18 protein-coding genes, 1 tRNA gene and 1 pseudogene are annotated in these 23985 nt (G+C 64.1%); 10 read left to right on the top strand and 10 right to left on the bottom strand.

All coding sequences use genetic code 11. The annotated features are described in order from the left end of the window. Window positions 1–74 precede the first annotated feature (74 nt). The 3 genes from dgcA to ABID37_RS02655 all read left to right on the top strand — a co-directional run bounded on the left by dgcA (window position 75) and on the right by ABID37_RS02655 (window position 4698). A complete protein-coding gene (gene dgcA, locus ABID37_RS02645; protein WP_354192488.1) occupies window positions 75–1058 on the top strand; it encodes an N-acetyl-D-Glu racemase DgcA in 984 nt (327 codons plus the stop codon). Between the two features lie 211 nt (window positions 1059–1269). Next, complete coding sequence (locus ABID37_RS02650; protein WP_354192489.1) at window positions 1270–3615, top strand: NADP-dependent malic enzyme; 2346 nt, start codon at window positions 1270–1272, stop codon at window positions 3613–3615. Window positions 3616–3678: 63 nt separating this feature from the next. Further along, window positions 3679–4698 (top strand): DUF2865 domain-containing protein, encoded by a 1020-nt coding sequence (locus tag ABID37_RS02655; RefSeq protein ID WP_354192490.1) that lies wholly within the window; start codon window positions 3679–3681, stop codon window positions 4696–4698. On the opposite strand, the gene gltX is transcribed toward ABID37_RS02655, so the two are convergent. The 5 genes from gltX to ABID37_RS02680 all read right to left on the bottom strand — a co-directional run bounded on the left by gltX (window position 4661) and on the right by ABID37_RS02680 (window position 9142). Further along, entirely contained in the window at window positions 4661–6034 is a 1374-nt protein-coding gene (gene gltX / locus ABID37_RS02660; protein WP_354192491.1) for a glutamate--tRNA ligase, read from the bottom strand. The genes ABID37_RS02655 and gltX overlap by 38 nt on opposite strands. A gap of 84 nt (window positions 6035–6118) precedes the next feature. Continuing rightward, the gene (locus ABID37_RS02665) at window positions 6119–6529 is read right to left on the bottom strand and encodes a GNAT family N-acetyltransferase (RefSeq protein WP_354192493.1); all 411 of its coding nucleotides are present in this window, start codon (window positions 6527–6529) and stop codon (window positions 6119–6121) included. Further along, window positions 6522–8234, bottom strand: a complete 1713-nt coding sequence (locus tag ABID37_RS02670; RefSeq protein ID WP_354192494.1) for an NAD+ synthase — start codon at window positions 8232–8234, stop codon at window positions 6522–6524. The genes ABID37_RS02665 and ABID37_RS02670 overlap by 8 nt, the downstream gene beginning before the upstream one ends. Before the next feature lie 44 nt (window positions 8235–8278). Next, a complete protein-coding gene (locus ABID37_RS02675; RefSeq protein ID WP_354192495.1) occupies window positions 8279–8638 on the bottom strand; it encodes a diacylglycerol kinase in 360 nt (119 codons plus the stop codon). 84 nt (window positions 8639–8722) lie between these two features. Then, window positions 8723–9142, bottom strand: coding sequence for a GFA family protein (locus tag ABID37_RS02680; protein ID WP_354192496.1), 420 nt, complete (start codon window positions 9140–9142; stop codon window positions 8723–8725). 201 nt (window positions 9143–9343) lie between these two features. Here ABID37_RS02680 and ABID37_RS02685 point away from each other — a divergent pair, with 201 nt between their 5' ends. Further along, window positions 9344–10417 carry a GGDEF domain-containing protein gene (locus ABID37_RS02685; protein WP_354192498.1) on the top strand — a complete coding sequence of 358 codons (1074 nt, stop codon included), beginning with the start codon at window positions 9344–9346 and terminating at the stop codon, window positions 10415–10417. A 95-nt stretch (window positions 10418–10512) separates the two neighbouring features. Here ABID37_RS02685 and ABID37_RS02690 read toward each other — a convergent pair whose 3' ends face one another. Beyond that, window positions 10513–11886 carry a class II 3-deoxy-7-phosphoheptulonate synthase gene (locus tag ABID37_RS02690; protein WP_354192499.1) on the bottom strand — a complete coding sequence of 458 codons (1374 nt, stop codon included), beginning with the start codon at window positions 11884–11886 and terminating at the stop codon, window positions 10513–10515. Window positions 11887–12455: 569 nt separating this feature from the next. Between ABID37_RS02690 and ABID37_RS02695 the strand changes: the two genes are divergently transcribed. Both ABID37_RS02695 and mgtE read left to right on the top strand, forming a co-directional pair. After that, on the top strand, window positions 12456–14369 hold the full coding sequence (locus ABID37_RS02695; RefSeq protein WP_354192501.1) for an ABC transporter ATP-binding protein/permease: 1914 nt from the start codon (window positions 12456–12458) through the stop codon (window positions 14367–14369). 168 nt (window positions 14370–14537) lie between these two features. Beyond that, entirely contained in the window at window positions 14538–15902 is a 1365-nt protein-coding gene (gene mgtE, locus ABID37_RS02700; protein ID WP_354192502.1) for a magnesium transporter, read from the top strand. Window positions 15903–15923: 21 nt separating this feature from the next. Here mgtE and gor read toward each other — a convergent pair whose 3' ends face one another. The 3 genes from gor to rpiA form a co-directional block, all read right to left on the bottom strand. After that, window positions 15924–17315: a glutathione-disulfide reductase gene (gor, locus tag ABID37_RS02705; protein ID WP_354192503.1), complete on the bottom strand. Its 1392-nt coding sequence runs from the start codon at window positions 17313–17315 to the stop codon at window positions 15924–15926. 120 nt (window positions 17316–17435) lie between these two features. Beyond that, a complete protein-coding gene (locus tag ABID37_RS02710) occupies window positions 17436–18005 on the bottom strand; it encodes a DUF2059 domain-containing protein (protein WP_354192505.1) in 570 nt (189 codons plus the stop codon). A 20-nt stretch (window positions 18006–18025) separates the two neighbouring features. Further along, a complete protein-coding gene (rpiA, locus tag ABID37_RS02715) occupies window positions 18026–18724 on the bottom strand; it encodes a ribose-5-phosphate isomerase RpiA (protein ID WP_354192506.1) in 699 nt (232 codons plus the stop codon). A 158-nt stretch (window positions 18725–18882) separates the two neighbouring features. Here rpiA and ABID37_RS02720 point away from each other — a divergent pair, with 158 nt between their 5' ends. The 3 genes from ABID37_RS02720 to ABID37_RS02730 all read left to right on the top strand — a co-directional run bounded on the left by ABID37_RS02720 (window position 18883) and on the right by ABID37_RS02730 (window position 20903). After that, on the top strand, window positions 18883–19566 hold the full coding sequence (locus tag ABID37_RS02720) for a phosphoglycolate phosphatase (protein ID WP_354192507.1): 684 nt from the start codon (window positions 18883–18885) through the stop codon (window positions 19564–19566). 125 nt (window positions 19567–19691) lie between these two features. Then, window positions 19692–19766, top strand: a tRNA-Val gene (locus ABID37_RS02725). 309 nt (window positions 19767–20075) lie between these two features. After that, on the top strand, window positions 20076–20903 hold the full coding sequence (locus ABID37_RS02730; RefSeq protein ID WP_354192508.1) for an FkbM family methyltransferase: 828 nt from the start codon (window positions 20076–20078) through the stop codon (window positions 20901–20903). Between the two features lie 131 nt (window positions 20904–21034). Here the strand turns inward: ABID37_RS02730 and ABID37_RS02735 are convergent. Further along, a pseudogene (locus tag ABID37_RS02735) lies at window positions 21035–22878 on the bottom strand (monovalent cation:proton antiporter-2 (CPA2) family protein). A gap of 173 nt (window positions 22879–23051) precedes the next feature. On the opposite strand from ABID37_RS02735, the gene yghX reads away from it, so the two are divergent. Beyond that, a complete protein-coding gene (yghX, locus tag ABID37_RS02740; protein WP_354192509.1) occupies window positions 23052–23939 on the top strand; it encodes a YghX family hydrolase in 888 nt (295 codons plus the stop codon). Window positions 23940–23985 lie beyond the last annotated feature (46 nt).

The raw sequence follows: 23985 nt of genomic DNA on the forward strand, positions 1-23985 counted from the left end.
CCCTGTTTAACCCGGCCACGCCGGGCTGTCGATTTGCAGGCACCCCTTCAAGGCTGCCGGGGAGAAAGAAAGATATGGCGCGTGTCATTTCGGTCGAGGTCGAAAAATTCCCGATTGCCGGAAGCTTCACCATCTCGCGCGGCTCCAAGACCGAAGCGGAAGTCGTGACCTGCACGATCCGCGACGGGAACAATGCCGGACGCGGCGAATGTGTTCCCTACAGGCGTTACGGCGAGACCGTGGAGAGCGTATGCGCGGCGATCGAGGAGATCTCCGCCCGAATCGCCGCCGGCCTCGACCGGCAGGCGCTGCTGGACGCAATGCCGGCAGGAGCGGCCCGCAATGCGGTGGATTGCGCGCTATGGGACCTGGAAGCCAAGGCGTCCGGCCGCACGGTCGCAAGCCTCGTCGCATGGCAGGCAGGGCCGCTGGAAACCGCCTACACGCTTTCTCTCGGCGAACCCGAAGCCATGGCCGCTCAAGCGCGCGCCAACGCCACGCGGCCGCTGCTCAAGGTCAAGATCGGCGGCGGCGGGGACGATATCGCCCGCATCCGTGCCGTGCGTGAGGCAGCCCCGCAAAGCCGCATCGTCCTCGATGCCAATGAAGGCTGGACCGAAACGGACATCGAACGCAACCTTAGCGCGGCGGCCGAACTCGGCGTTGCGCTGGTGGAGCAGCCCCTGCCGGCCGGCAAGGATGGCATGTTGCGCGACATTGCCCATCCTGTGCCGATCTGCGCCGACGAAAGCGTTCATCAGGCTGCCGATCTGGCAGCTCTTGCCGGGCTCTACGATGCCGTCAACATCAAGCTCGACAAGGCGGGCGGGCTCACCGCCGCGCTGATCCTGCGTGATCGGGCCCACGAACTCAGGCTGAAAGTCATGATCGGCTGCATGGTCGGCACGTCGCTGGCCATGGCCCCGGCCGTGCTGCTGGCGCAAGGCGCGGATTTCGTCGATCTCGACGGGCCCCTCCTTCTGGCCCGCGACCGCGAGCCCGGCCTCGCCTATGAAGGTTCGCTCGTTTTTCCGCCCCGGCCGGAACTGTGGGGTTGATCATCGCCGCCTGTCGGTTATGGCTTCGGTGCAAGGCCGACTGCCTCGCAATTGCCACGGTGCGTGCTAAAACACACCTCGAACGACCCTGAAGCGGGTCACGATCTTCCAGATTCGCCCGGTCCGCTTCGGATTCTTGTTTTTTTCGCATGTCCTTGTCCCGAAACCGGTTCCCACTTTCGGGAGACATGCTCTTAGGGGGACTGCTTTCATGGATAACGGCAACGGCAAAAGAACACGCTCCGACATCGAAGAGGCGGCGCTGTTCTTCCACCAGCATCCGGTGCCGGGAAAGCTGGAAATCCAGGCCACCAAGGCGCTCGGCAACCAGCGCGACCTGGCTCTGGCCTATTCGCCCGGCGTGGCCGCCCCCTGCCTCGAAATCCAGGACAACCCCGAAACCGCCGCCATCTACACCACCCGCGCCAATCTGGTCGGCGTGGTTTCCAACGGCACGGCGGTGCTCGGCCTCGGCAATATCGGCCCGCTCGCCTCCAAGCCGGTGATGGAGGGCAAGGCCGTCCTGTTCAAGAAATTCGCCGGCATCGACGTGTTCGACATCGAGATCGACGCGCCCGAGATCGACCAGATGGTCAGCACCATCTCGGCGCTGGAGCCGACCTTCGGCGGCATCAATCTGGAAGACATCAAGGCGCCCGAGTGCTTCGAGGTCGAGGAGCGGCTGAAGGAGCGCATGAACATCCCCGTCTTCCATGACGACCAGCATGGAACGGCCATCATCGTCGCCGCCGCCATCCTCAACGGGCTGGAAATCGCCGAAAAGAAGATCGAGGACGTCAAGATCGTCACCTCGGGCGCGGGCGCTGCGGCCCTTGCCTGCCTCAACCTGCTGGTCTCGCTCGGCGCGAAGATCGAGAACATCTGGGTCACCGACCGTTTCGGCGTCGCCTACAAGGGCCGCACCGAGGAGATGGACCGGTGGAAGGAGCCCTATGTCAAGGACACCAAGGCCCGCAAGCTGGCCGACGTGATCCGTGGCGCCGACGTGTTCCTCGGCCTTTCCGCAGCCGGCGTGCTGACGCCCGACTTGCTCAAGCTGATGGCCGAGAAGCCGCTGGTGCTGGCGCTTGCCAATCCCTCGCCCGAGATCATGCCGGAAGTCGCGCGCGAGGCGCGGCCGGATGCGATGATCTGCACCGGCAGGTCGGATTATCCCAATCAGGTCAATAACGTACTGTGCTTTCCTTACATCTTCCGTGGAGCGCTGGATTGCGGCGCCAGGGCCATCAATGAAGAGATGAAGATGGCGGCGGTGCGTGCCATCGCCGCGCTCGCCCGCGAGGAACCGTCCGACGTCGCCGCCCGCGCCTATTCGAGCGAGACGCCGATGTTCGGGCCGGACTTCCTCATTCCCTCGCCCTTCGATCCGCGCCTCATCCTGCGCATTGCGCCGGCCGTTGCCAAGGCCGCGAGCGACACCGGCGTGGCGACGCGGCCGATCACCGATATGGCGGCCTATATCGACAAGCTGAACCGCTTTGTCTTCCGCTCCGGACTGGTGATGAAGCCGGTGTTCACCACCGCGCGAAACTCGGCGAAAAACCGCATCGTCTATGCCGACGGCGAGGACGAGCGGGTGCTGCGCGCCACGCAGGTGGTCATCGAGGAAGGCATCGCCAAGCCGATCCTGATCGGACGCCCGCATGTCATCGACGTGCGTCTCAGGCGTTACGGCCTGCGCATCCGCGCCGGCGAGGACTTCGAACTCATCAACCCCGAGGACGATCCGCGCTATCGCGACTACGTCGACCTGCTTATCCGCATCGCGGGCCGTCGCGGCGTCACGCAGGAGGCAGCACGCACCATGGTACGCACCGACAATACGGTGATCGCGGCGCTCGCCCTCCAGCGCGGCGACGGCGACGCCATGCTGTGCGGACTGGAAGGCCGTTTCGGCAAGCATCTGCGTAATGTCTCGCTGATCATCGGCCCGCGGCCTGGCATCCAGGATCGCGACCTGTCGACGCTGTCCATGCTGATCACCCAGCGCGGGCCGCTGTTCTTCACCGACACCTATGTGTCGGTAGACCCCTCGGCCGAGGAGGTCGCGGAGATGACGATCCTCGCGGCAGAGGAAATCCGTCGATTCGGCATCGAGCCCAAGGCGGCGCTGCTGTCGCATTCCGACTTCGGCTCGCGTGATGCGCCGAGCGCCCACAAGATGCGGCGGGCGGCCGAGATCATCCATGAGATCGCGCCCGACCTCGAATGCGACGGCGAGATGAACGCCGATTCGGCGCTGTCGCCGCTGCTGCGGCAGCGCGTCTATCCGCATTCGCGCCTGAAGGGTGAAGCCAACCTGCTGGTCTTCCCCAATCTGGATTCGGCCAATATCGCCATGGCGACGGTCAAGCAGATGATGGATGCGCTGCATGTCGGCCCGATGTTGCTGGGCGCCGCCATGCCGGCCCACATCCTCACCCCGTCCGTCACCTCGCGCGGCGTGGTCAACATGACCGCCATCGCGGTGGTCGAGGCCGCCCAGAAGGCGCAGGCGACCGTGGATGCGGAATTACTGGCGGCCGCATCGAAGTAGCGGCAAGGCGGGGTTAACCGGCCGCTGCTAGCCTGTGCGCTGCTAAGGGGCAGCGAGGTTGGCGTGGCGGGCACGGTTCGCAGACTGGCGGCGGGCATGATGTGGACATTGGGGCTGGCGGCCACGCTGGCCGTGTCCGGCATCGCCACCGCCCATGCCGTGCCGTCCTGTCGCCAGCTCGAGGCCGAACTCACCCGTGCATCCGGCTCCGGTGGCGCCAAGGCGACAAGGAAATATGACGACGCCATCACCCGGCAACGCCAGCAGATCGACAAGGCCCGCCAGCGCGCCAGAAGCGCCGGCTGCGGCTTTTCCTTCTTCGCCCGCCCGGGCTCGCAATGCGGCGAACTGAACGCCACCGTCAAGCGCATGCAGGCCAATCTTCAAAGCCTGCAACAGACCCGCGAACGACTGGGCAAGACCGGCAGCAGCTCCGACCGCGCCCGCATCCTGGCCGCCCTCGACGCCAGGGGATGCCGGCCGAAGAAGAACTCTGCCACAGCGGCAGCGGGCGACGGCGCCGCACGGACCGACGCCAATGCGGGCGTCGTCATCCGTGGCACCGGCAGTTCGTCGATCTACTATCCGCTGAACCGGCCCTACCGCACCCAATGCGTGCGCACCTGCGACGGCTATTTCTTCCCCATGTCGAAATCGGCCACGCCGGCTGATTTTCAGCGCGACCAGAACCGATGCGAGGCGGCTTGCCCCGGCACGCGCGTGGAAATGTTCTATGGCGAAGGCGCGGCGGCAGAGCCCGCGAACATGATCTCGGCGGTCACCGGAAAGCGCTATGCGGACCTGCCCAACGCGCTCGTGTTCCGGCGGCTGGACATTCCTGTCGATCCGGCTTGCAGTTGCGGGGCTGCAACCCCGCAGGGCGGCACCTCCTTTGTCGGCGGCAATGGAGCACCGGGCACGCGGATCACGGCAAGGCCCGGCTCGTCGGTGCTGAGCGTGGAAGCACCGCGCGGGCGCGCCGGCAGAGCAAAGGCACAGCCTTCCGCGCCTGCGCCCGAGCGCGAGGCGGACGAAGACCGCAAGGTCAGGGTCGTCGGGCCGACGTTCCTTCCGGACCAATGAGCGGCAGCAGTTCGGCCAGTTCAGGACCGGATTCGCGTCCCGTCAGCGCCAGCCGAAGCGGCGCGAACAGTTCCTTGCCCTTGCGGCCTGTCGCCTTGCGAGCGGCAGCGGTCCATTTCTTCCAGACGCCTTCATCCCAAGGGGCCTCGGGCAGCAGATCGAAAGCCTGACGCAGGAATTCGCGGTCCTCGGCCTCGAATTCGGGCGCTTCCATCGGCCCCTCGTTGACGATGCGCCACCAGTCACGCGCATCCGCCAGCTTGTCGAGATTGCCGCGCACCGCGTCCCAGAAGGGCTCGGCCCGTTCATCGGAAATGCCGAGCAGGGTCAGCCTGTCGCGCACATCCTCGAACGGCATGTGGTGCAGCAGCGTGCGGTTGAGGACGTACAAATCGTCCGGATCGAACTTGGCGGCCGATTTGGATGTCGAGGCCGGATCGAAATGCTCGGCCAGCTCGGCCATGGTGGCAAGGGCCTGCACATTCTCCGATGTGCCGATCAGCACCGCCAGCGACGCGATCGCCATCGGTTCGACCCCGGATTCGCGCAGGCTCTCGACCGAAAGCGCGCCGGTGCGCTTGGAAAGCCCCTCACCGGAAGAGGTAGTGAGAAGATTGTGGTGGCCGAAGACCGGCGGTTCCGCCCCCAGCGCTTTGAACAGCGCGATCTGCACGCCGGTGTTGGTGACGTGGTCGTCGCCACGGATGACATGGGTGATGCCCATGTCGATGTCGTCCACCACCGAAGGCAGCGTATAGAGATAGGTGCCGTCCTCGCGCACCAGAACCGGATCAGACAGCGAGGCCAGGTCGACCGTTTCCTCGCCACGCACCAGATCGTTCCACTGCACCTCGGTGCGCTGCGGCTCGGCCGGATCGGTGATGAAATTGGGCAGCAGGAAACGCCAGTGCGGGCGCCGTCCATCCGCCTCATACTGGGCGATCTCATCCTGCGTCAGCGCCAGCGCCTCGCGCCCGTAGACGGGCGGCAGATTGCGCGTGCGCCTGATCTTGCGGCGCAAATCCAGCTCTTCCGGCGTCTCGTAGCAGGGATAGAGAACTCCCGCCGCCTTCAGCTTCTCGACCGCCTGGTCGTACACGTCGAAACGCCTCGACTGATATTCGATGCTGTCGGGGAAGATACCCAGCCAGTGCAGATCGTAGAGGATCGAGTCCGCGAATTCCTTGCGCGAGCGTTCCAGGTCGGTGTCGTCGAAACGCTGGATGAAACGGCCGTTGTTCTTTTGCGCGAACAGCCAGTTGAACAGGGCCGTGCGGGTGTTGCCGATATGGATTCGGCCGGTGGGCGAAGGGGCGAAGCGGACAGTAACGGTCATCCTCGGGGGCGTAATGGATGGCGTGCAGGTTGACAAGACAACCATTCGCACAGCGCTGTATCATTTAGTTGGCGGCATATGGCATCAACGCACCAGCCGCATGTACATGCCATCATTGGACACTTCGAAGCCGAAAGCTTCGTAGAAGGACTGCGCGTCGGTGGTGCGCAGGCTGAAAGCCAGTACCCCGGCGAGCTCCGGATGGTCGAGCAGCGCCCCGACCAGCTTCTTGCCGATACCGGCGCCGCGCCGCTCGGGCCACACGACCACGTCGCACAGATAGGCAAAGCAGGCATAGTCGGTCATGACACGGCCAAAGCCGACCTGCTCGCCGTCAATGAAGGCGGCCACGCACAGCGAATTGTCGAAGGCGCGGCGGTTGCCGGCCTCGGTGCGCCGCTTGCCCCAGTAGCTGGCCCGGATCAACCGCGAGGCGGCCTCGAAGTCGATCCGGTCGCGGTCGAAGGAAATTTCGACCTCCGGCCTGTCAGCCACGGTCCCGGAACCTGTTGGTGATCGGATAGCGGCGGTCGCGGCCGAAATTCTTCTTCGTGATCTTCACGCCGGGAGCAGCCTGCCGGCGCTTGTATTCGGCGATGTAGAGCATGTTCTCCACACGCGCGACCGTCTGGCGGTCATGTCCACGCGCGACGATGTCGTCGACGCCCATCTCGTGCTCGACCAGGCATTCGAGAATGTCGTCAAGCACCGGATAGGGTGGCAGCGAATCCTGATCGGTCTGGTTTTCACGCAATTCGGCGGAGGGCGCCTTGTCGATGATGTTGGCTGGGATCACCTCCCCGGAAGGTCCGAGCGCGCCCGGCGGCACCATCGTATTGCGCCAGCGCGAAATGGCGTAGACCTGCATCTTGTAGAGGTCCTTGATCGGATTGAAGCCGCCGTTCATGTCGCCATAGAGCGTGGCATAGCCGACCGACATCTCGCTCTTGTTGCCGGTGGTCACAACCATGGAGCCGAACTTGTTGGAAATCGCCATCAGAAGCGTGCCGCGCGCACGGCTTTGCAGATTCTCTTCCGTAATGCCGGGCTCGGTGCCCTCGAAGAGTTGCGTCAAGGCATGCTGGAAGCCTTCGACCGGCTCGGCAATCGGCACGATGTCGTAGCGGCAGCCGAGCGCGCGCGCGCAATCCTCGGCATCCTTGAGCGATTCCTTCGAGGTATAGCGATAGGGCATCATCACGCAGCGCACCCGCTCTTCGCCCAGCGCATCAACGGCCAGAGCCGCGCAGATGGCCGAGTCGATGCCGCCCGAAAGGCCAAGCACGACGTTCCTGAAACCGTTCTTGTTCACATAATCGCGCAGGCCCAGCATGCAGGCGCGATAATCGGCCTCCTCCTTTTCGGGAATCTGCGACATCGGCCCCTGCTCGCAAGCCCAGCCTTCTCCGTCGTTGTTTTGCGCGCCTGCGGCGACGCCGACGCGCTTCCACGTGGTGACGGCCAGCGTCTCCTCGAACTGGCTCATCTGGAAGGCGAGCGACTTGTCGGCCCCGATCGCAAACGAGGCGCCGTCGAACACCAGTTCGTCCTGCCCGCCGACCTGGTTGGCATAGATCAGCGGCAGGCCGCTTTCGATCACCTGCCGGATGACGACCTGCTGGCGCACGTCGACCTTGCCGCGATAGTAGGGCGAGCCGTTGGGCACGATCAGCAGTTCGGCCCCGCTTTCGGCCAGCGTCTCGCACACGCCATGCTCGCCCCAGATGTCCTCACAGATCGGGATGCCGAGACGCACGCCGCGGAAATTGACCGGTCCCGGCATGTCTGGGCCGGGCTGGAAGACGCGCTTCTCGTCGAACTCGCCATAGTTCGGCAGGTCGACCTTGAAACGCTCGGCAAGGATCTTGCCGCCATCGGCAACGATGACGGCATTGTGGGTGCCGCTCTTGCGCTTGAGGGGAACGCCGATGACGATGCCCGGCCCGCCATCGGCCGTGTCGTTCGCGATATCCCCGGCCGCCCGCTCGCAAGCCTTGAGGAAGGCCGGCTTCAGGATCAGGTCCTCCGGCGGATAGCCGGAGATGAACAGTTCCGTGAACAGGACGAGGTCGGCGCCCTGGCGGGCCGCATCCGCCCTCGCCTCCCGTGCCTTGGCAAGATTGCCGGCAACGTCACCCACCGTAGGGTTGAGCTGGGCAATGGCGATACGGAGGATGTCGGGAGCGGTCTTCTTGGTCATGGATGCCGGTTTAGCGGGAGTCCGCGCCGAAGGAAACAGCCAGCCTATACCGGCGTGCCGACCAGGCGCTCCAGTATGGCGACCAGCCAGACGCCGCCCGCCAGCACCACGGCGATCAGCACGGCCAGCGAGCCGCAATCCTTGGCAAGCTGGATGTCGACGTTGAATTCACGGCTCACGGCATTGCAGGCCGCCTCGATGCCGGTGTTCAGCACCTCGATGAGGATCAGGAACAGCACCGCGGCGATCAGCAGCGCGTAACCCGCCCAGGACGACGACACCAGCCAGCCCACCGGAATGGAGATCAGCAGCAGGATCAGCTCCTGCTGGAAGGCTGTCTCGCTGCCCGCCAGCCGGCGGAAAGCGCGGACCGAGTTGAAGAACGCATCGACCAGCCGCTTCATGTCCTGATTGTCTCCTGAAAGTCGCGGGCGAGGAACGGCACGATTGTGACCGTTCGATGGAACGCCTGCCTTATCCACCAGCGATCAGGAATCGGCAACCTTGATGGTGGGCGGAGACTGCTCGAACTGCGGCAACCCGTCGGTGATCTCGTAATAGTCACCCTTGTCCGCCACGAAGATATGGCTTTCCGCGACCAGTTCCGACGGGGTGTCGAAGGTGCCGGCGGTCACCGAGATCTCGTCCAGATCGTTATGCTTCCAGAACATCACCGAGCCGCAGGTGCCGCAAAAGCCGCGCCGGGCAAAATCCGAGGCGGCATACCAGACAAGCGCTTCCTCCCCTTCGATGGCGATGTCGGCCATGGAGACGTTGGTTGCGGCCAGGACGTGGCCCGTCTGCCGGCGACATTGCGAGCAATGGCAATAGACCACGCTGCGCAGCTCTCCCCTCGTGGTGAAGCGCACCTTGCCGCACAGGCAGGCGCCCCGACGCTCGTTCGACATGATTTCCTCCTCGATATCCCGCTGCTCGCGGCTTCCAATATGCACGTTTTTAATAAAGCTTTAGCCGACACCGAATAAGACTTTTTCGGCGGGGCTCGTATGGGGGCATGGAACCTCGCTACATATCTGGGTCACCGGATGCTCCCGACCCGGCGAACGCCTGCCAAGCAAGCCGGAACAAGGGTCGAACGGGTGTCATCCATGCAGCCGGCAGCAGCCTCCCCGGAAAGTCCCCAGAAGGACATCGCAGGCGCGGTGCTGGCCACCATGCGCCGCCTGGGCGTCATCGGCCTGCCGCGTAACTACGAGATCTTCTACGAAGCCATGACCGGCACCGATCCGGCTCTCGGCCTCGCGGTCGTCGCCCTCGGCAACCATCCCACCCAGCAGGAGCTGGACGACATCGGCAGGCGCTTCTTCACCCATCACCATGGCCAGAGCGTCGTCGAGCAGGCACGCGAGGTGCTGGCCCGGGAACTGGAGGACGTCGCCTCGCTGCTGCGCACCGAGCGCACGCAGGTGGAGAAATACGGCCGCATCCTGAACGAAACGTCGGACGGGTTGGCTAACCGCTCGATCATCTCGCGCGAACTGCTGCAGAAGATCGTCGGGGCGGTGGCCGCTGCGACCAGTTCGAGCATCGATCGCGGCAAGCAGGTGGAAAGCACGCTCAGCGACAAGTCCGCCGAACTCGAGGCCGTGAAGTGCAAGCTGGAGGAGTACAAGCGGCTCGCCGACACCGATCCGTTGACCCAGATCCTCAACCGCCGCGCCTTCGACAAGGAAATCGCGCGCATCTACAGCAGCCGCAAGGACATATTGTTCAATGCGCTGATCCTGGCCGACATCGATAACTTCAAGAAGGTCAACGACCGTTTCGGCCATCCGGTCGGCGACAGGATCATTCGTACGATCGCCAACATATTGCAGTCCAGCGTGCGGCGGGGCGTGTTCGTCGCCCGGACCGGGGGCGAGGAATTCGCCCTGATCGTCGAGGGCACCAGTGAAGACACCACTCTGGAGATCGCCGAGCGGCTGCGCAGGCTGGTCGAACAGACCCGGTTCACCGATCCGGCGACCGGTGCCGAATACGGCCCGGTCACCATCTCCATGGGCATTTGCATGGCCGCCGAGGCGGAAAGTTCCGGCGACCTCTACAGCAAGGCCGACAGGGCACTGTACCGCTCCAAGGTCACCGGTCGCAATCGGGTGACGAAGCACTCGTCCATCGCCGGCCAGAGCGGCAACAAATGGCTGCTCTACCGGAAGGACTGACCGGCCAGCTCTCCGCTTTCAATCATCATCCCAACCCCTGAAACGAAAAAGGCGCCCTGCAACGAGGGCGCCTTTCGCATTCAAGTCCTATACCGTCAGGCGGTTGCGGCCTGCTTCTCCACGACCGGGCTGTTCTTGCGCAGCAGGTCGGAGACCAGGAAAGCAAGCTCGATGGCCTGGTCGGCATTGAGGCGCGGATCGCAATGGGTGTGGTAGCGGTCCTGAAGCTCCTCGGCCGTGATGGCGCGGGCGCCGCCGGTGCACTCGGTGACGTTCTTGCCGGTCATCTCGACATGAATACCGCCCGGATGGGTGCCTTCGGCGCGATGCACGTCGAAGAAGGTCTGCACCTCCCTCAGGATCCGGTCGAAGGGCCGCGTCTTGTAGCCGGCCGCGGTGATGGTGTTGCCGTGCATCGGATCGCACGACCAGACCACCGACCTTCCTTCGGCCTTCACCGCCCGCACCAGCTTCGGCAGATGCTCTTCCGCCTTGTCGGAACCGAAACGCGCGATCAGCGTCAGGCGGCCCGGCTCGTTCTCCGGGTTCAGCCTGTCGATCAGATCAAGGAGGCCGTCCGCAGTCATCGACGGACCGCATTTGAGGCCGAGCGGGTTCTTGATGCCGCGGCAGTACTCGACATGGGCATGATCGGGCTGGCGCGTGCGGTCGCCGATCCAGATCATGTGGCCGGAGGTCGCGTACCAGTCGCCGGAGGTGGAATCGACGCGGGTCAGCGCCTCCTCGTAGCCGAGCAACAGGGCCTCGTGGCTGGTGTAGAAGTCGGTTTCCCGCAACGCATAGTTGGTTTCCGAGGTGATGCCGACGGCCTTCATGAAGTCCATCGTCTCGGTGATGCGCCGGGCGAGCGATTCATACTTCTCGCCCTGCGGGCTGTCGGCCACGAAGCCCAGCATCCAGCGGTGCACGTTCTCGAGGCTGGCATAGCCGCCCTGCGCGAAGGCGCGAAGCAGGTTCAGCGTCGCTGCCGACTGGCGATAGGCCATGACCTGCCGGCGCGGATCGGGAATGCGCGAGGCCGCCTCGAAATCGATGCCGTTGATGATATCGCCGCGATAGCTCGGCAGCGTCACCTCGCCCCGCGTCTCGTTGTCGGCAGAACGGGGCTTGGCGAACTGGCCGGCAACACGGCCGACCTTCACCACCGGCTGCGAGCCGGCGAAGGTCAGCACGACCGACATCTGCAGGAAGACGCGGAAGAAGTCGCGGATGTTGTCCGCGCCATGTTCCGCGAAGCTTTCGGCGCAATCGCCGCCCTGGAGGAGGAATGCGTCACCGGCAGCCACGCTGGCAAGCTGCTTCTTCAGCTTGCGCGCCTCGCCTGCAAAAACGAGTGGCGGAAAGCTGGAAAGCTGGGCCTCGACGGCCCTCAGGGCGTCGGTGTCCGGATAAGCCGGAACCTGCTGGATCGGCTTTGCTCTCCAAGAATTCGGGGACCACTTCGTCATTGTCTTAACCACTCTTTATTGCGGGGCCAGCGCCCCATCACTCCCCTATATAAGTATAGGAAACGTCGCTCCATACATGAAGCGGCGTATCTGTGCCAGTCCGCAATTTACCTTACGTCTGCTCTACCATCGGAGCCGGGCTCACCGCTCACGGCTGACCCCACCGCAAAGTGATTCGATTCGGGGTCAAAACCTGCTCGATGACGGGCCGGTCACGCTCGAAATGGCCTTCCCCGTCGCGCATAGCCGGCTGCCGATACTTGGCTAGTTTACCATGCGTTAACCATCAGGCCGATTCAAGACATCTCCAAATCAATTTGATTTTGTTGATCTTTTTCCGGCGCACTCAGCCTTTTGCACGTATAGCGCGCTGTTGCGCGGAGGCAACTTCAGCCAGTCGGCGCATGGCTACGCCCATTATCTTCATTGAATCTGATCAAGGAGTGTTACCATTTGTAACAGAGAAAGAGAGGTTTAAGCGAAACGTGTTGAGGCTCGGCAGAGCGCGCCCAGAGGCGAAAGGAACCGGCGAAAGAAAAACGCCGCCGCTCCGCACGCCGGTGTCTGCGATGCTTTCGTTCTGGAGCCTGATGCGGGCCTACTGGTTCTCCGACAAGTGGAAGGAAGCCTGGAGCCTGACGCTGGTGGTGGCCTTCCTGACCGCCCTTTCCAGCAAGGCCGGCGTTTGGTTCGCGGAGGCTTCCGGCGAACTGATCAACTCGATCGCCTATTTCCACAGCAGCACCAACGAGGCGCCGCTCGGCACCCTGCTCGGCCATGCTGCCTTCCTCGTCGCGCTCGTCATCTTCAAGGACGCGGGCATCACGGGAACCAAGAGCTTCGTTTCGGCGACCCTCCACCGGCGCTGGCGCGGCTGGCTGAACGGCAGGTTCAACGATGCGCTGCTGGATGCCAACCACACCCACTTCCACGCCCAGCATGGAGCCGACACCGCGCCCGACAACATCGACCAGCGCGTGCAGGAATCGATCAAGGGCATGACCGGAGGCGCCATCGGCCTTGCCATGGGCGTGATGGCGGTGGCCAGTTCCGTCTTCTTCGTCGGCCAGAAGCTGCTCGAAACCTCCACGGAAGTGCGCGGCTTCGAGTTCCTGGGCGAATATGGCAGCGTCGTCTTCGCCCTTGTCGCCGTTGCCGCCTATGTCCCGGTGAACACATGGATCGCCGTCAAGCTCGGCGGCATGCTGGAGCGGCTTTCGATCAGGATGCAGAAGGCGGAGGGCAGCTATCGCGGCGAGCTTTCGACGCTGCTGCGGCGCAGCTTCCACGTTGCTTCTGCCCGTGGCGAAGCCGTGCAAAGGACCATGCACGAGCGGCTCTACACCGAGATCGACCGCACATGGAGCCGGCTGATCTGGGTGAATGCAGGCTACGGCTCGTTCGAGCGCATCTACAACTTCGTCGGTGCGCGCGTCGTCGCCTATGCGCCGGGCCTGCTGCCCTTCGTCCATAACCGCATCGACCTGAAGGGCTACATAACCGGAGCCGAACTGGTCAATTCACTGATCAGCCAGTGCTCCTGGTTCATTCACGTCATGCCCGCCATCGCCACGCTGCGCGCCAACAGCCGCCGCGTCATCGACCTGGCGCGAGCCATCGAGAACGTGCAGAAGCCGGTGGAGTTCTACCGGCGCACCGGCGACAGCGACTTCCGCTACACCACCCAGAACCCGGTTTTCGGCCTCAGCGTGCAGAATTTGCGCCTCAACCATCAGGGCCACGGCAGCGAACCGTTCCTGGTCTGCGACCGGCTGGGCTTCCGCCGTGGCGAGTGGACCTTCCTCAAGGGCGAATCCGGTTGCGGCAAGACCTCGCTGATCAAGGCGCTCAACGGCTTGTGGCCCTATGGCGGCGGCACCATCGCCTTCCCGCAGGGGGTCACGACTTTCTACGCGGCACAGGAAGTGAAGCTGCCTCCGGTCACGCTCAAGGAACTGGTCTGCCTGCCTCAGGGACCGGAGAACCACCATGACGCCGCGGTGGCGGCAGCGCTGCACAAGGCGGGACTGGGCGAATTCATCGAGCATCTGGCGGACGAGGCAAAGGCCGGAAAGAGCTGGGACCAACTCCTGTCCGGCGGCCAGAAGCAGAAGCTGGTCGTCGCCCGTATCCTGCTGCACAAGCCCGGCCTGCTGTTCCTCGACGAGGCGACCGGCGCGCTCGACCCCGAAAGCAAGATCGCCTTCCACCAGGCCATCAAGGACAATTGCCCCGGCGTCACCGTCATCAGCGTCATGCACGAAGCGGTGCCGCCGCGTTCGGCTTCAGGCGAGGAGTTCTATCACAGCGTGCTGACCATCGCCGACGGCGTGGCCACCAAGGAGCCGCTCGCGCCCAGCCTGCCGGCCGAGATCACCGAAATCCTCACCCAGCCATCGGCGCTTGCGGAAGGCTGGCTGCGCATCCCCCGCCGCCTGCGGGCCGTCACCCGCAACGAGGGTCAGGCTCGCCTTCCCGGTTGACTTGCCCGGCAACCCTCCTATGTTGCGGCCGCTCGCAGCCTTCAACCAAACCTGCGAGTGGAAAGGTCAACCCGCCATGTCTGGCGACAGTCACAGTCGAATAAAATCGCCGTCTGCCTGACGTGACCCTTTCGGGCTCGCCTCCGGCCGACGGCAAGGAGTGAGCCCATGAACAAGTTTTCGCCCGTTGCGAACGGCGATGCCATCGCAATCGCCCGTGTCCTCGCCAATGATCACGTCGCCGACATCGTCGAGGCGCTGAACAGCGAGCCCCGCGAACTCGCCTCCGAACTGCTGGCCCAGGTGCCGTTCGAACGGGCCGTCGAGATATTCGACCAGCCCGAGCTCGACGGCGCCCCCGAGCTGATCGCGGCCCTGCCCCGCGATCGCGCCGGCAAGCTGCTTGCGGAAATGTCGGCGGACCGTGCCGCCGATGTGCTGCGCGAGCTCACGGAGCCTGCCCGCTCGGAACTCCTGCATGCGCTGGCGCCGCCGCTGCGGCATTCGCTGCTGTCGATCCTGGGCTATCCGGAAGGCAGCGCAGGCTCGATCATGACCACGGAATATGTCTGCGTGCCGCCCGACTGGACGGTCGCGCGCACGCTGGACTATATCCGCCAGGTGGAGCGTACCCGCGAAACGGTCTACGCCATCTATGTGGTCGATCCCGATACGCATCACCTGCTGCACGCCTTCGGCCTGAGAAGGCTGATCATCAGCCAGCCGGACGAAAAGATCGGCTCCATCGCGGCCGACACCACGCCGGTCACGGTGCCCCCGCTGATGGATGTCGAGCAGGTCGCGCAGCTCATCCGCAAATACGACCTGCTGGCGGTGCCGGTGGTGGACGAGGACAAGATTCTCGGCATCGTCACGGTGGACGACGTGCTGGACACGATGATCGAGGAAAACACCGAGGACGTGCACCGTTTCGGCGGCATGGAGGCGCTGGACGAGCCCTACATGAAGATGGGCTTCCTCTCCATGATCGGCAAGCGCGGCGGCTGGCTGTGCGCCCTGTTCCTCAGCGAAATGCTGACGGCGAGCGTCATGCAGCATTATGAGGTCGAGCTGGAAAAGGCCATCGTGCTCACCCTGTTCATCCCGCTCATCATGAGCTCGGGCGGCAATTCCGGTTCGCAGGCCACCTCGCTGGTGATCCGCGCGCTTGCCCTGCGCGAGCTGACGCTGGCGGACTGGTGGCGGGTGGCCATGCGCGAGTTGCCGAGCGGCGTCGTGCTGGGCGCGATGCTCGGCACGGTCGGCATGGCCCGCATCGTGCTGTGGCAGTATCTCGGCCTCTACGATTATGGCCCCTACTGGCACCTGATCGCGCTTACGGTGGGCCTCGCATTGGTCGGCATCGTCACCTTCGGCTCGCTGACCGGCTCGATGCTGCCCTTCGTGCTGAAGCGCATCGGCTTCGATCCCGCCAGCGCCTCGGCGCCTTTCGTGGCCACGCTGGTCGACGTGACCGGCCTTGCCATTTACTTCACCGTGGCGGCCATGGTGCTCACCGGCACCATTCTTTAAGCCAGGTCACGGGCGGGCGGATCAGTCGATCCGCTCGCCTTTCTTCACCCGGTAGCTCGGCTTGTACATGGTGACGAATTCCTCGGCCGCGGTCGGATGGACCGCCATGGTGCGGTCGAAATCGTCCTTGGTGACCCCCGCCTTCAGCGAAATGCCGAGCAGTTGCGCCATCTCGCCGGCATCCGGCCCCATGATGTGGGCGCCGACCACCTTGCGCGAGGCAGCGTCGACCACCAGCTTCATCAGCATCTTCTCGTCGCGGCCGGAAAGCGTGTTGCGCATGGGCCGGAACGAGGCGCGATAGACTTCCAGTTCCTCGAATTTCTTCGCCGCCTCATGTTCGGACAGGCCGACCGTGCCGATCTCCGGCTGCGAGAAGACGGCGGTGGCGATGAGGTCATGGTCCGGCGCGGTCGGATTGTCCTTGAATGCCGTCTCCACGAAGCACATCGCCTCGTGGATCGCCACGGGCGTGAGCTGCACCCGGTCGGCCACGTCGCCGATGGCCCAGATGTTGTCGACATTGGTGCGCGAATAGCGGTCGACCACAATGGCGCCGGTCACCGAGGTTTCAACGCCTGCGGCCCCGAGCCCCAGCCCTTCGGTGTTGGGCGAGCGCCCCATGGCGAGCATGAACTGGTCGACGGTGCGCGTCTCGCCATTGTTCAGCCGCACGTCGAGGCGGCCGTCGTCACGGCGCACGACCTCTTCTGCCACGGCGTGACAGACGATCTCGATGCCCTTGTTGGCCATCGCCTCGTGCAGGCCGGTGCGCAGGTCCATATCGAAGCGATTGAGGATTTCCATGCCGCGATAGACCAGCGTCGTCTCGACGCCCAGACCATGGAAGATGTTGGCGAATTCGACCGCGATATAGCCGCCGCCGCCGATCATGATGGATTTCGGCAGGGTCTCCAGATGAAACGCCTCGTTGGAGGTAATGCAGTGCTCATGGCCCGGAAGCGCCGGATGGGGTGCTGGACGCCCACCGGTGGCGATCAGGATCTGATCCGCAGTGATCGTGCGCCCCTCGCCCGCCAGCCGCACCGTGTGGCGATCGACCAGCTCGGCGCGCGTATCGAAGATCGTGGCGCCGGCCCCCCCCACGTTCCTGCGATAAATACCTTCAAGGCGGGCAATCTCGCGATCCTTGTTGGCAAGCAGCGTCTGCCAGTCGAAGCTGACCGGCGGAACGCTCCAGCCATAGCCGGCGGCGTCCTCGAAATGCTCGCTATATTGCGAAGCGTAGACAAACAGCTTCTTCGGCACGCAGCCGCGAATGACGCAGGTGCCGCCGAATCGATATTCCTCGGCTATGGCCACGCGCTTGCCGAGTGCGGCCGCCACCCGTGCCGCCCGTACGCCGCCCGAACCGCCACCAATGACGAAGAGGTCGTAATCGTAAGCGGCCATGTGAGGAATCCCTTGAGCGGAAAGAATGCCCGACAGGTAAGACGCACAGGCCAAAAAGAAAAGCCCGGCACAAGCCGGGCTTTCTGCATTGTCGTTTCGGCGGCGCGTGGACCGGTCGGATCAGTTGCCGCTCGCGGGGGCCTGCCCCGCGGCCGGAGCCTCCGTCCCGTCTGCCGGCTGCACCTGAGCGCCCGGGGCGGACTGCAAGACCTCACCGACTTGCTGGGCGAGGTCGCGGGCAATGCCGTTCTGCCAGATCTCGGCGGCGCGAACCAGTTCGCGCGAGACGATCGGGCCGCTCTCGAGCAGCTTCTTGCCTGCGGCCGAATTGTAGAAAGCGGCGATTGCCGTCAGGTCTTCCTCGGAAAACACCTTGGCATAGGCGGTGGCGGCTTCACGCTCCAGATCGGCGCGGCGCGAGGCCATCGCCAGGGCCTTGCTCGAAACCGTGCTGCTGATGAGTTCCTGGAGATCGGGATTCTTCTGGATCAGGCTTGCCTGCAACGCGGCGGCGGCCTGCGGCAGGATGCCATCGAAGGAATCGGTCGCGCCAATCGCGTCCACCGCATCGCGCGCCGCCTTCAAATGGCTCTCGGAAATGTCCTGTGCGAAGGCCGGCATGGCCAGGCTCAGCACGGCGGTCGCCGCAAGCGCGGTCGCAAGGCGACGAATCCGGTTCTGAAATTTCATGATCGGCAGGGCTCCCTGATTTACCGGACAGCGTGGATTGTCTCGATGCCGCCGCTGCCGGCGACAATCGCCGCAGACGCCAGCCCGATGAAAAGACCGTGCTCCACCACACCCGGAATGGCGTGCAAAGCATTCGATAGCGCTCTTGTATCCGGAATGCGGCCAAAAGATGCATCCAGGATGAAATGGTCGCCGTCTGTAACAAATGGCTGTGAACCCGTCATCCGCAATTTGATTTCGCCCGACAGGCCGAGCTTCTTCGCGGCGGCGGCAATGGCGAGTTCGGTGGCACGCAGGCCGAAGCGGTTGACCTCGATCGGCAACGGGAAGCGGCCCAGCGTTTCGACCAGCTTCGACTTGTCGGCGATGACGACCATGCGCGCCGAAGCGGCCGCCACGATCTTTTCACGCAGCAGCGCGCCGCCCCCGCCCTTGACCAGGGTCAGCTCCGAATCGATCTCGTCGGCGCCGTCGATGGTGAGGTCGAGTTCCGGCGTCTCCTCCAGCGTGGAAAGCGGAACGCCGAGCTCGCCGCACAGCGCCGCCGTACGCTCCGAGGTCGGCACGCCAACGACGTCGAGGCCGGCAGCCACTTTCTCCGCCAGCAGGCGCACGAATTCCTCGGCGGTCGAGCCGGTGCCGATGCCCAGCCGCATGCCGTTTTCGACATAGCCGAGCGCCTCGCGCGCCGCCTCGATCTTCAACTGCTTCTGGTCCATACGGTGCCTGCCCTTTTTCGCGATGCCGGCTCCTAGCATTTTTGTCGTTCCGGTCAAAGCTTCGTATCGATGCGCGCGGCCGCGAGCCCGTGACAGAGGGCGCGCTTGCATGTGCAGGCCTTGCGGGCTATCGCCTGCATGAAAAAGCAGGGAAAACCATGTCCAGACCCACCATCGTATTCGACCTTGACGGCACATTGGTCGACACCGCGCCCGACCTCATGGACAGCCTGAACCACACACTGGCGGTCGGAGAGCTTGCCGCCGTGGACGAGGCTGCTTTCCGGCGCTTCGTCGGCAATGGCGGGCGGGTGATGATCGAGCGCGCCTTCGCGGCCCAGAACAGGCCCCTGCCCGTCGAGGAGCATGACCGGCTGCTGGGCGTGTTCCTCGAACACTACACCGACAACATCCCCGGAAGGTCGCAGCCATTCCCCGGCGTGGCCGATGCCATCGCCCGCTTCGAGCGGGACGGCTATCTGCTGGCGATCTGCACCAACAAGTATGAGGCGAACTCGCTGGCTCTGATCGAGTCGCTGGGGTTGAGCCGGCATTTCGCGGCCAATTGCGGCCAGGATACCTTCCCCTTCCGCAAGCCCGATCCGCGCCATCTCACCGAAACCATCCTGCGCGCCGGCGGCGATCCGCGCCATGCGCTGATGGTGGGCGATTCCCGCACCGACATCGACACCGCCAAGGCGGCCGGCATCCCGGTGGTGGCGGTGGACTTCGGCTATACCGACCGGCATGTGCGCGAATTCGACCCGTCGGTGATCGTCTCCCATTTCGACGAGATCACCCTCGACCTGGCCCGCGACCTGATGAGCGCCGCCGCGCTCTGAAGCCGGCACGCGGCAGTCCGCCTTCGCGTGATCGAAATGTTTGTGCGAAGGCGGCCGCGGGGTGGTTGACAGGAAGGGACGCCGCCCCTTATATCGCGGCGCGCTTGGCCGACAAGGCAACGAGCGGGCGATTAGCTCAGCGGGAGAGCACACCCTTCACACGGGTGGGGTCGCAGGTTCAATCCCTGCATCGCCCACCATCCAACCGCTTCATGCCGTTGGATGAGTTTACCGGCAAAAGTCAACCGACAAGGCACGTGCTGTTCGGCCAGGGACACGCCAGCCTCATCAGCATGCGAGCACCCGTGTTCGCCCCGCTGAACGGTCTGGCCCTCACCCGGATGAGGTCGACCCGTCCCCATATGCTGCACCCCCTCGCCATATTGGCGTAGGTCCAAGTAATTTCACTCGCCTGCGAAATAGCCTAGCATGATCGCCAAGGGCTGGAGACGTCTGCCTCGCAATGCACGCCGACATTGACCGCGTCGATCTTCACAAAGGTGCATCACATGGCAAGCAAACTCATAATCGATGTCGGCATGCACAAGGGCGAGGACACCGGTTTTTATCTTGAGCGCGGACACAAGGTGATAGGGGTCGAGGCAAACCCGACGCTTGTTGCCGAACTCAGGACCAAATTTTCCTCATATATATCGACGGGAAACCTCGTCATCATTGACAAGGCGATCGCGGAAGAGCCCGGAGTCGTTGATTTTTATATAAACGACCAAAATTCCGTCTGGGGTTCGATCGATCCCGCCTTCGTGAAGCGCAATGCAAGGGATGGTCACACCGCATCCCAGGTCATCCAGGTCCCGTGCATAACGATGGAGGACGTCGTCAGCAGGTTTCCGGACCCCTACTACATAAAGATCGATGTCGAAGGCATGGACCTGTCCTGTTTGCGTTCGCTTTCCCGCTCTGCTTGCCGCCCCAAATATATCTCGATCGAATCCTCCGTGAGCAGCCCCGCCGACAGGTGGTCCGAAGAGCTGACCCTGTTCCAGGATATGGGCTATGACACCTTCAAATTCGTGGATCAGGCGCGTCTCGATCACCTGAACGGATCGATCCTGAACCGCGAGGGCAGCGCCACCACCTACAAGCATGTGCGCGAGGCAAGCGGTCCCTTCGGGGAGGAAACGCCAGGCGAGTGGATGAGGGTCGACCACGCCGCCAGCACGGCGCGTCGCCTGCGCAGGGAGTTCGAAACCTATTCAGCCATGTCCAGCACGCCGCGACCTGTCGTGAAAATGTTTCGCGGCCTGAGGAAGCTCCGGGGGCTCCCGGTTCCGGACGGCTGGTACGATCTGCACGCCCGGCATTCGTCTCATTGAGCGGCAGGCGCCGGACCGCCCGGAAATCTGAAGCATGCCGTCCGAAAGGGAAAACCGCTTTCGGGACAATGTCATACGCAAAAACAAAGACTTGAGGCGCAAGGAGCGAATTTGGAAGATCGCGACACGCTTCAAGCCCCTTCCGGCTCAGTCGCGCCCTTACCGATGGCCGCGGCCGCCGCCTCGTTTCCGGCACGGCCCTCCTGTCGGGGCGGCGCAAGCGGCACGGGCATGGGTTGCGTGCCCTTGAGCAACTGCTTGCCGGCATAGAAGCCCCCAACGACCTGCAGGTCGAGCCGCTCGATGTCGCGGCGGCGCACCTCGTCCATCAGTTCCTCAGCCTCCTCTTGCGGAATACCGAGACGGTCCAGCGTGGCACGCCCGAACAGCAAGGCCGATTCCAGCGTTTCGCGGATCTGGTAGTCGACGCCGGCCTTCATGAGATCGATCGCCACGCTGCGGTCTGCCGCGCGCACCAGAAGCGGCGTTAGCGGAAACTCCGCCTTGACGTGCTCGACGATGCGCATGGCGGCATCCGGCTTGTCGATGCAGACCAGGATCGCCTTGGCATGCTCCGCCCCGGCGGCATGCAATATGTCCAGCCGCGTGCCGTCGCCATAATAGACCTTGAAGCCGAAATCGGCGGCGGCGCGGATCATGTCGACATCGTTGTCGATGATCGACACGTCCTCGCCGCGCAACAGCAGCGGCTGGCTGACGATCTGGCCGAAGCGGCCGAAACCGATGACCAGCACGCTGCCCTTAAGGTCGCGGGCGACCTCCACGCCGTCCAGCGACTGCGGGGACGGCGGCGTCAGCCGCTTCAGCACCATCATGGCGAAGGGCGTCAGCACCATCGATATGATGACGGTGGAGGTGAAAACCGCGTTCACCGCGCCGTCGATCAGGCCCACGCTCGCCGCCGTGGCATAGAGCACGAAGGCGAATTCACCGCCCTGCGCCATCAGCACGGCCCGCTCCAGCGCCTCCGCATGGGGCGTCCTCAGCAGGCGCGCGACAGCGTAGATGCCGAGCCCCTTGACCACCATGAACGCCGCACGGCCACCGCGACAAGGCCGACATTGCGGGCGATGACATCGAGGTCCAATGACATGCCGACGCCAAGAAAGAACAAGCCCAGCAATATGCCGCGAAAGGGTTCGATATCGGCCTCGAGTTGATGGCGGAACGACGATTCCGACAGCAGCACCCCGGCGAGGAACGCCCCCATGGCCATGGACAGGCCGCCAAGCTGCATGGCCAGCGCCGAACCGAGCACGACCAGCAGCGCGGCCGCCGTCATCACCTCGCGCGCGCCGGCCCGGGCCAGCACCCGAAACAGCGGGTTGAGCAGGAAGCGCCCGACCAGCACGAGACCGGCAACCGAGCCGAGCGCAATCGCCACGGACAGCCAGCGGGATTGGGTGCCCGTGTCGGCGGCGCCGGGAGCGATGAAGGCGACGAAGGCCAGAAGCGGCACGATGGCAAGGTCTTCCAGCAGCAGGATGGACACGATGCGCTGCCCCTTCGGCGTCGAAAGCTCGCCGCGCTCGTTGAGCAACTGGAAGACGATTGCCGTGGAGGTCAGCACGAAGCCCATGCCGAAGACGAAGGCCACCGGGGCGGAATAGCCCAGCAGCATGCCGACGCCGGTGAGCAGCAGCCCGCAACAGCCGACCTGAAGCGCACCGAGCCCGAGGATTTCCCCGCGCAGGCTCCACAGGCGCGATGGCTGCATTTCCAGCCCGATGATGAACAGAAACATCACCACGCCGAGTTCGGCGACATTGATGATCGCAGCCGGATCGCTGAACAGGCCGAGGCCGAAGGGGCCGATGGCCAGGCCGGCGGCAAGATAGCCCAGCACCGAATCGAGCCCGACGCGCCTGAACAGCGGAACGGAAACCACTGCGGCTGCAAGCAGCACCACGACCGGGACAAGGTCTACGCCATGTTGTGCCGCCTCGCCTGCCATGCCGTGCCTTTCCCGCGATTTCGCGCGCCCGCACCCTGCAGTCTATGCGCATGGCGTGGGCGAGAAAACCGGTCGCTGTTCATTTCCGCTCCCGGCATCAACGTATTTGTGAACGGCCGGTTGCGATCGGCCTGCCTATACTGGCCCGTCGCCGCAACGTGGAGGAACAGTCAATGACCCGCCTCACAGCGAAGGATTTCCCGCAGGAACTGCTCGAACTTTACGACTATTACGCGCATGGCAGGATCACCAAGCGTGAGTTCCTCGACCGTGCCAGCAAATTCGCGGTCGGTGGCGTGACGGCCGCTGCCATCCTGGCCTCGCTGAGCCCGGACTACGCGCTTGCCCAGCAGGTCGAGTTCACCGATCCCGATATCCTGCCCGAATACATCACCTACCCCTCCCCCAACGGCAATGGCGAGGTGCGCGGCTATCTGGTTCGCCCGGCCGCCGCCTCCGGGCCGGTTGCCGGCGTGGTCGTCGTTCACGAGAACCGCGGACTGAACCCCTATATCGAGGACGTCGCGCGGCGCGTCGCCAAGGCCGGCTTCGTCGCGCTCGCGCCCGACGGACTGACATCCGTGGGCGGCTATCCCGGCAATGACGAAAAGGGCCGCGAATTGCAGCAGCAGGTCGATCCCGAAAAGCTGATGAACGATTTCTTTGCGGCGATCGAGTTCCTGACGAAGCATGACGCGACAACCGACAAGATCGGCATCACCGGCTTCTGCTATGGCGGCGGCGTGTCCAATGCGGCTGCGGTGGCCTATCCGGAACTTGCCGCCGCCGTGCCGTTCTACGGCCGGCAGCCCAGGGTGGAAGACGTGCCGCGCATCCAGGCGCCGCTTCTGATCCACTACGCGGAGCTGGACACCGGCATCAACGAAGGCTGGCCGGCCTATGAGGCAGCGCTGAAGGAAAACGGCAAAACCTACGAGGCCCATGTCTACCCCGGCGTCAATCACGGCTTCCACAACGACTCGACGCCCCGCTATGACGAAGCGGCGGCCAAGTTGGCCTGGGACCGTACCATCGAATGGTTCAAGCGTTACCTGGCGTAGGGGCAGGCCCGGGTTTGACGACAAAAGCGTCGCTGATGTAAGCGCG

It is taken from the genome of Aquamicrobium terrae, from assembly GCF_040545735.1.
GTDB classification, from domain to species: Bacteria; Pseudomonadota; Alphaproteobacteria; order Rhizobiales; family Rhizobiaceae; genus Mesorhizobium; species Mesorhizobium terrae_A.

Coding starts and splice junctions, on each gene's coding strand:
- ABID37_RS02650 (WP_354192489.1), top strand. CDS start 1,270: ATGGATAACGGCAACGGCAAAAGAACACGCTCCGACATCGAAGAGGCG.
- ABID37_RS02720 (WP_354192507.1), top strand. CDS start 18,883: ATGTCCAGACCCACCATCGTATTCGACCTTGACGGCACATTGGTCGAC.
- ABID37_RS02670 (WP_354192494.1), bottom strand. CDS start 8,234: ATGACCAAGAAGACCGCTCCCGACATCCTCCGTATCGCCATTGCCCAG.
- rpiA (WP_354192506.1), bottom strand. CDS start 18,724: ATGGACCAGAAGCAGTTGAAGATCGAGGCGGCGCGCGAGGCGCTCGGC.
- ABID37_RS02695 (WP_354192501.1), top strand. CDS start 12,456: ATGCTTTCGTTCTGGAGCCTGATGCGGGCCTACTGGTTCTCCGACAAG.
- ABID37_RS02675 (WP_354192495.1), bottom strand. CDS start 8,638: ATGAAGCGGCTGGTCGATGCGTTCTTCAACTCGGTCCGCGCTTTCCGC.
- ABID37_RS02690 (WP_354192499.1), bottom strand. CDS start 11,886: ATGACGAAGTGGTCCCCGAATTCTTGGAGAGCAAAGCCGATCCAGCAG.
- ABID37_RS02685 (WP_354192498.1), top strand. CDS start 9,344: ATGCAGCCGGCAGCAGCCTCCCCGGAAAGTCCCCAGAAGGACATCGCA.
- ABID37_RS02680 (WP_354192496.1), bottom strand. CDS start 9,142: ATGTCGAACGAGCGTCGGGGCGCCTGCCTGTGCGGCAAGGTGCGCTTC.
- dgcA (WP_354192488.1), top strand. CDS start 75: ATGGCGCGTGTCATTTCGGTCGAGGTCGAAAAATTCCCGATTGCCGGA.
- ABID37_RS02710 (WP_354192505.1), bottom strand. CDS start 18,005: ATGAAATTTCAGAACCGGATTCGTCGCCTTGCGACCGCGCTTGCGGCG.
- gor (WP_354192503.1), bottom strand. CDS start 17,315: ATGGCCGCTTACGATTACGACCTCTTCGTCATTGGTGGCGGTTCGGGC.
- mgtE (WP_354192502.1), top strand. CDS start 14,538: ATGAACAAGTTTTCGCCCGTTGCGAACGGCGATGCCATCGCAATCGCC.
- ABID37_RS02730 (WP_354192508.1), top strand. CDS start 20,076: ATGGCAAGCAAACTCATAATCGATGTCGGCATGCACAAGGGCGAGGAC.
- gltX (WP_354192491.1), bottom strand. CDS start 6,034: ATGACCGTTACTGTCCGCTTCGCCCCTTCGCCCACCGGCCGAATCCAT.
- yghX (WP_354192509.1), top strand. CDS start 23,052: ATGACCCGCCTCACAGCGAAGGATTTCCCGCAGGAACTGCTCGAACTT.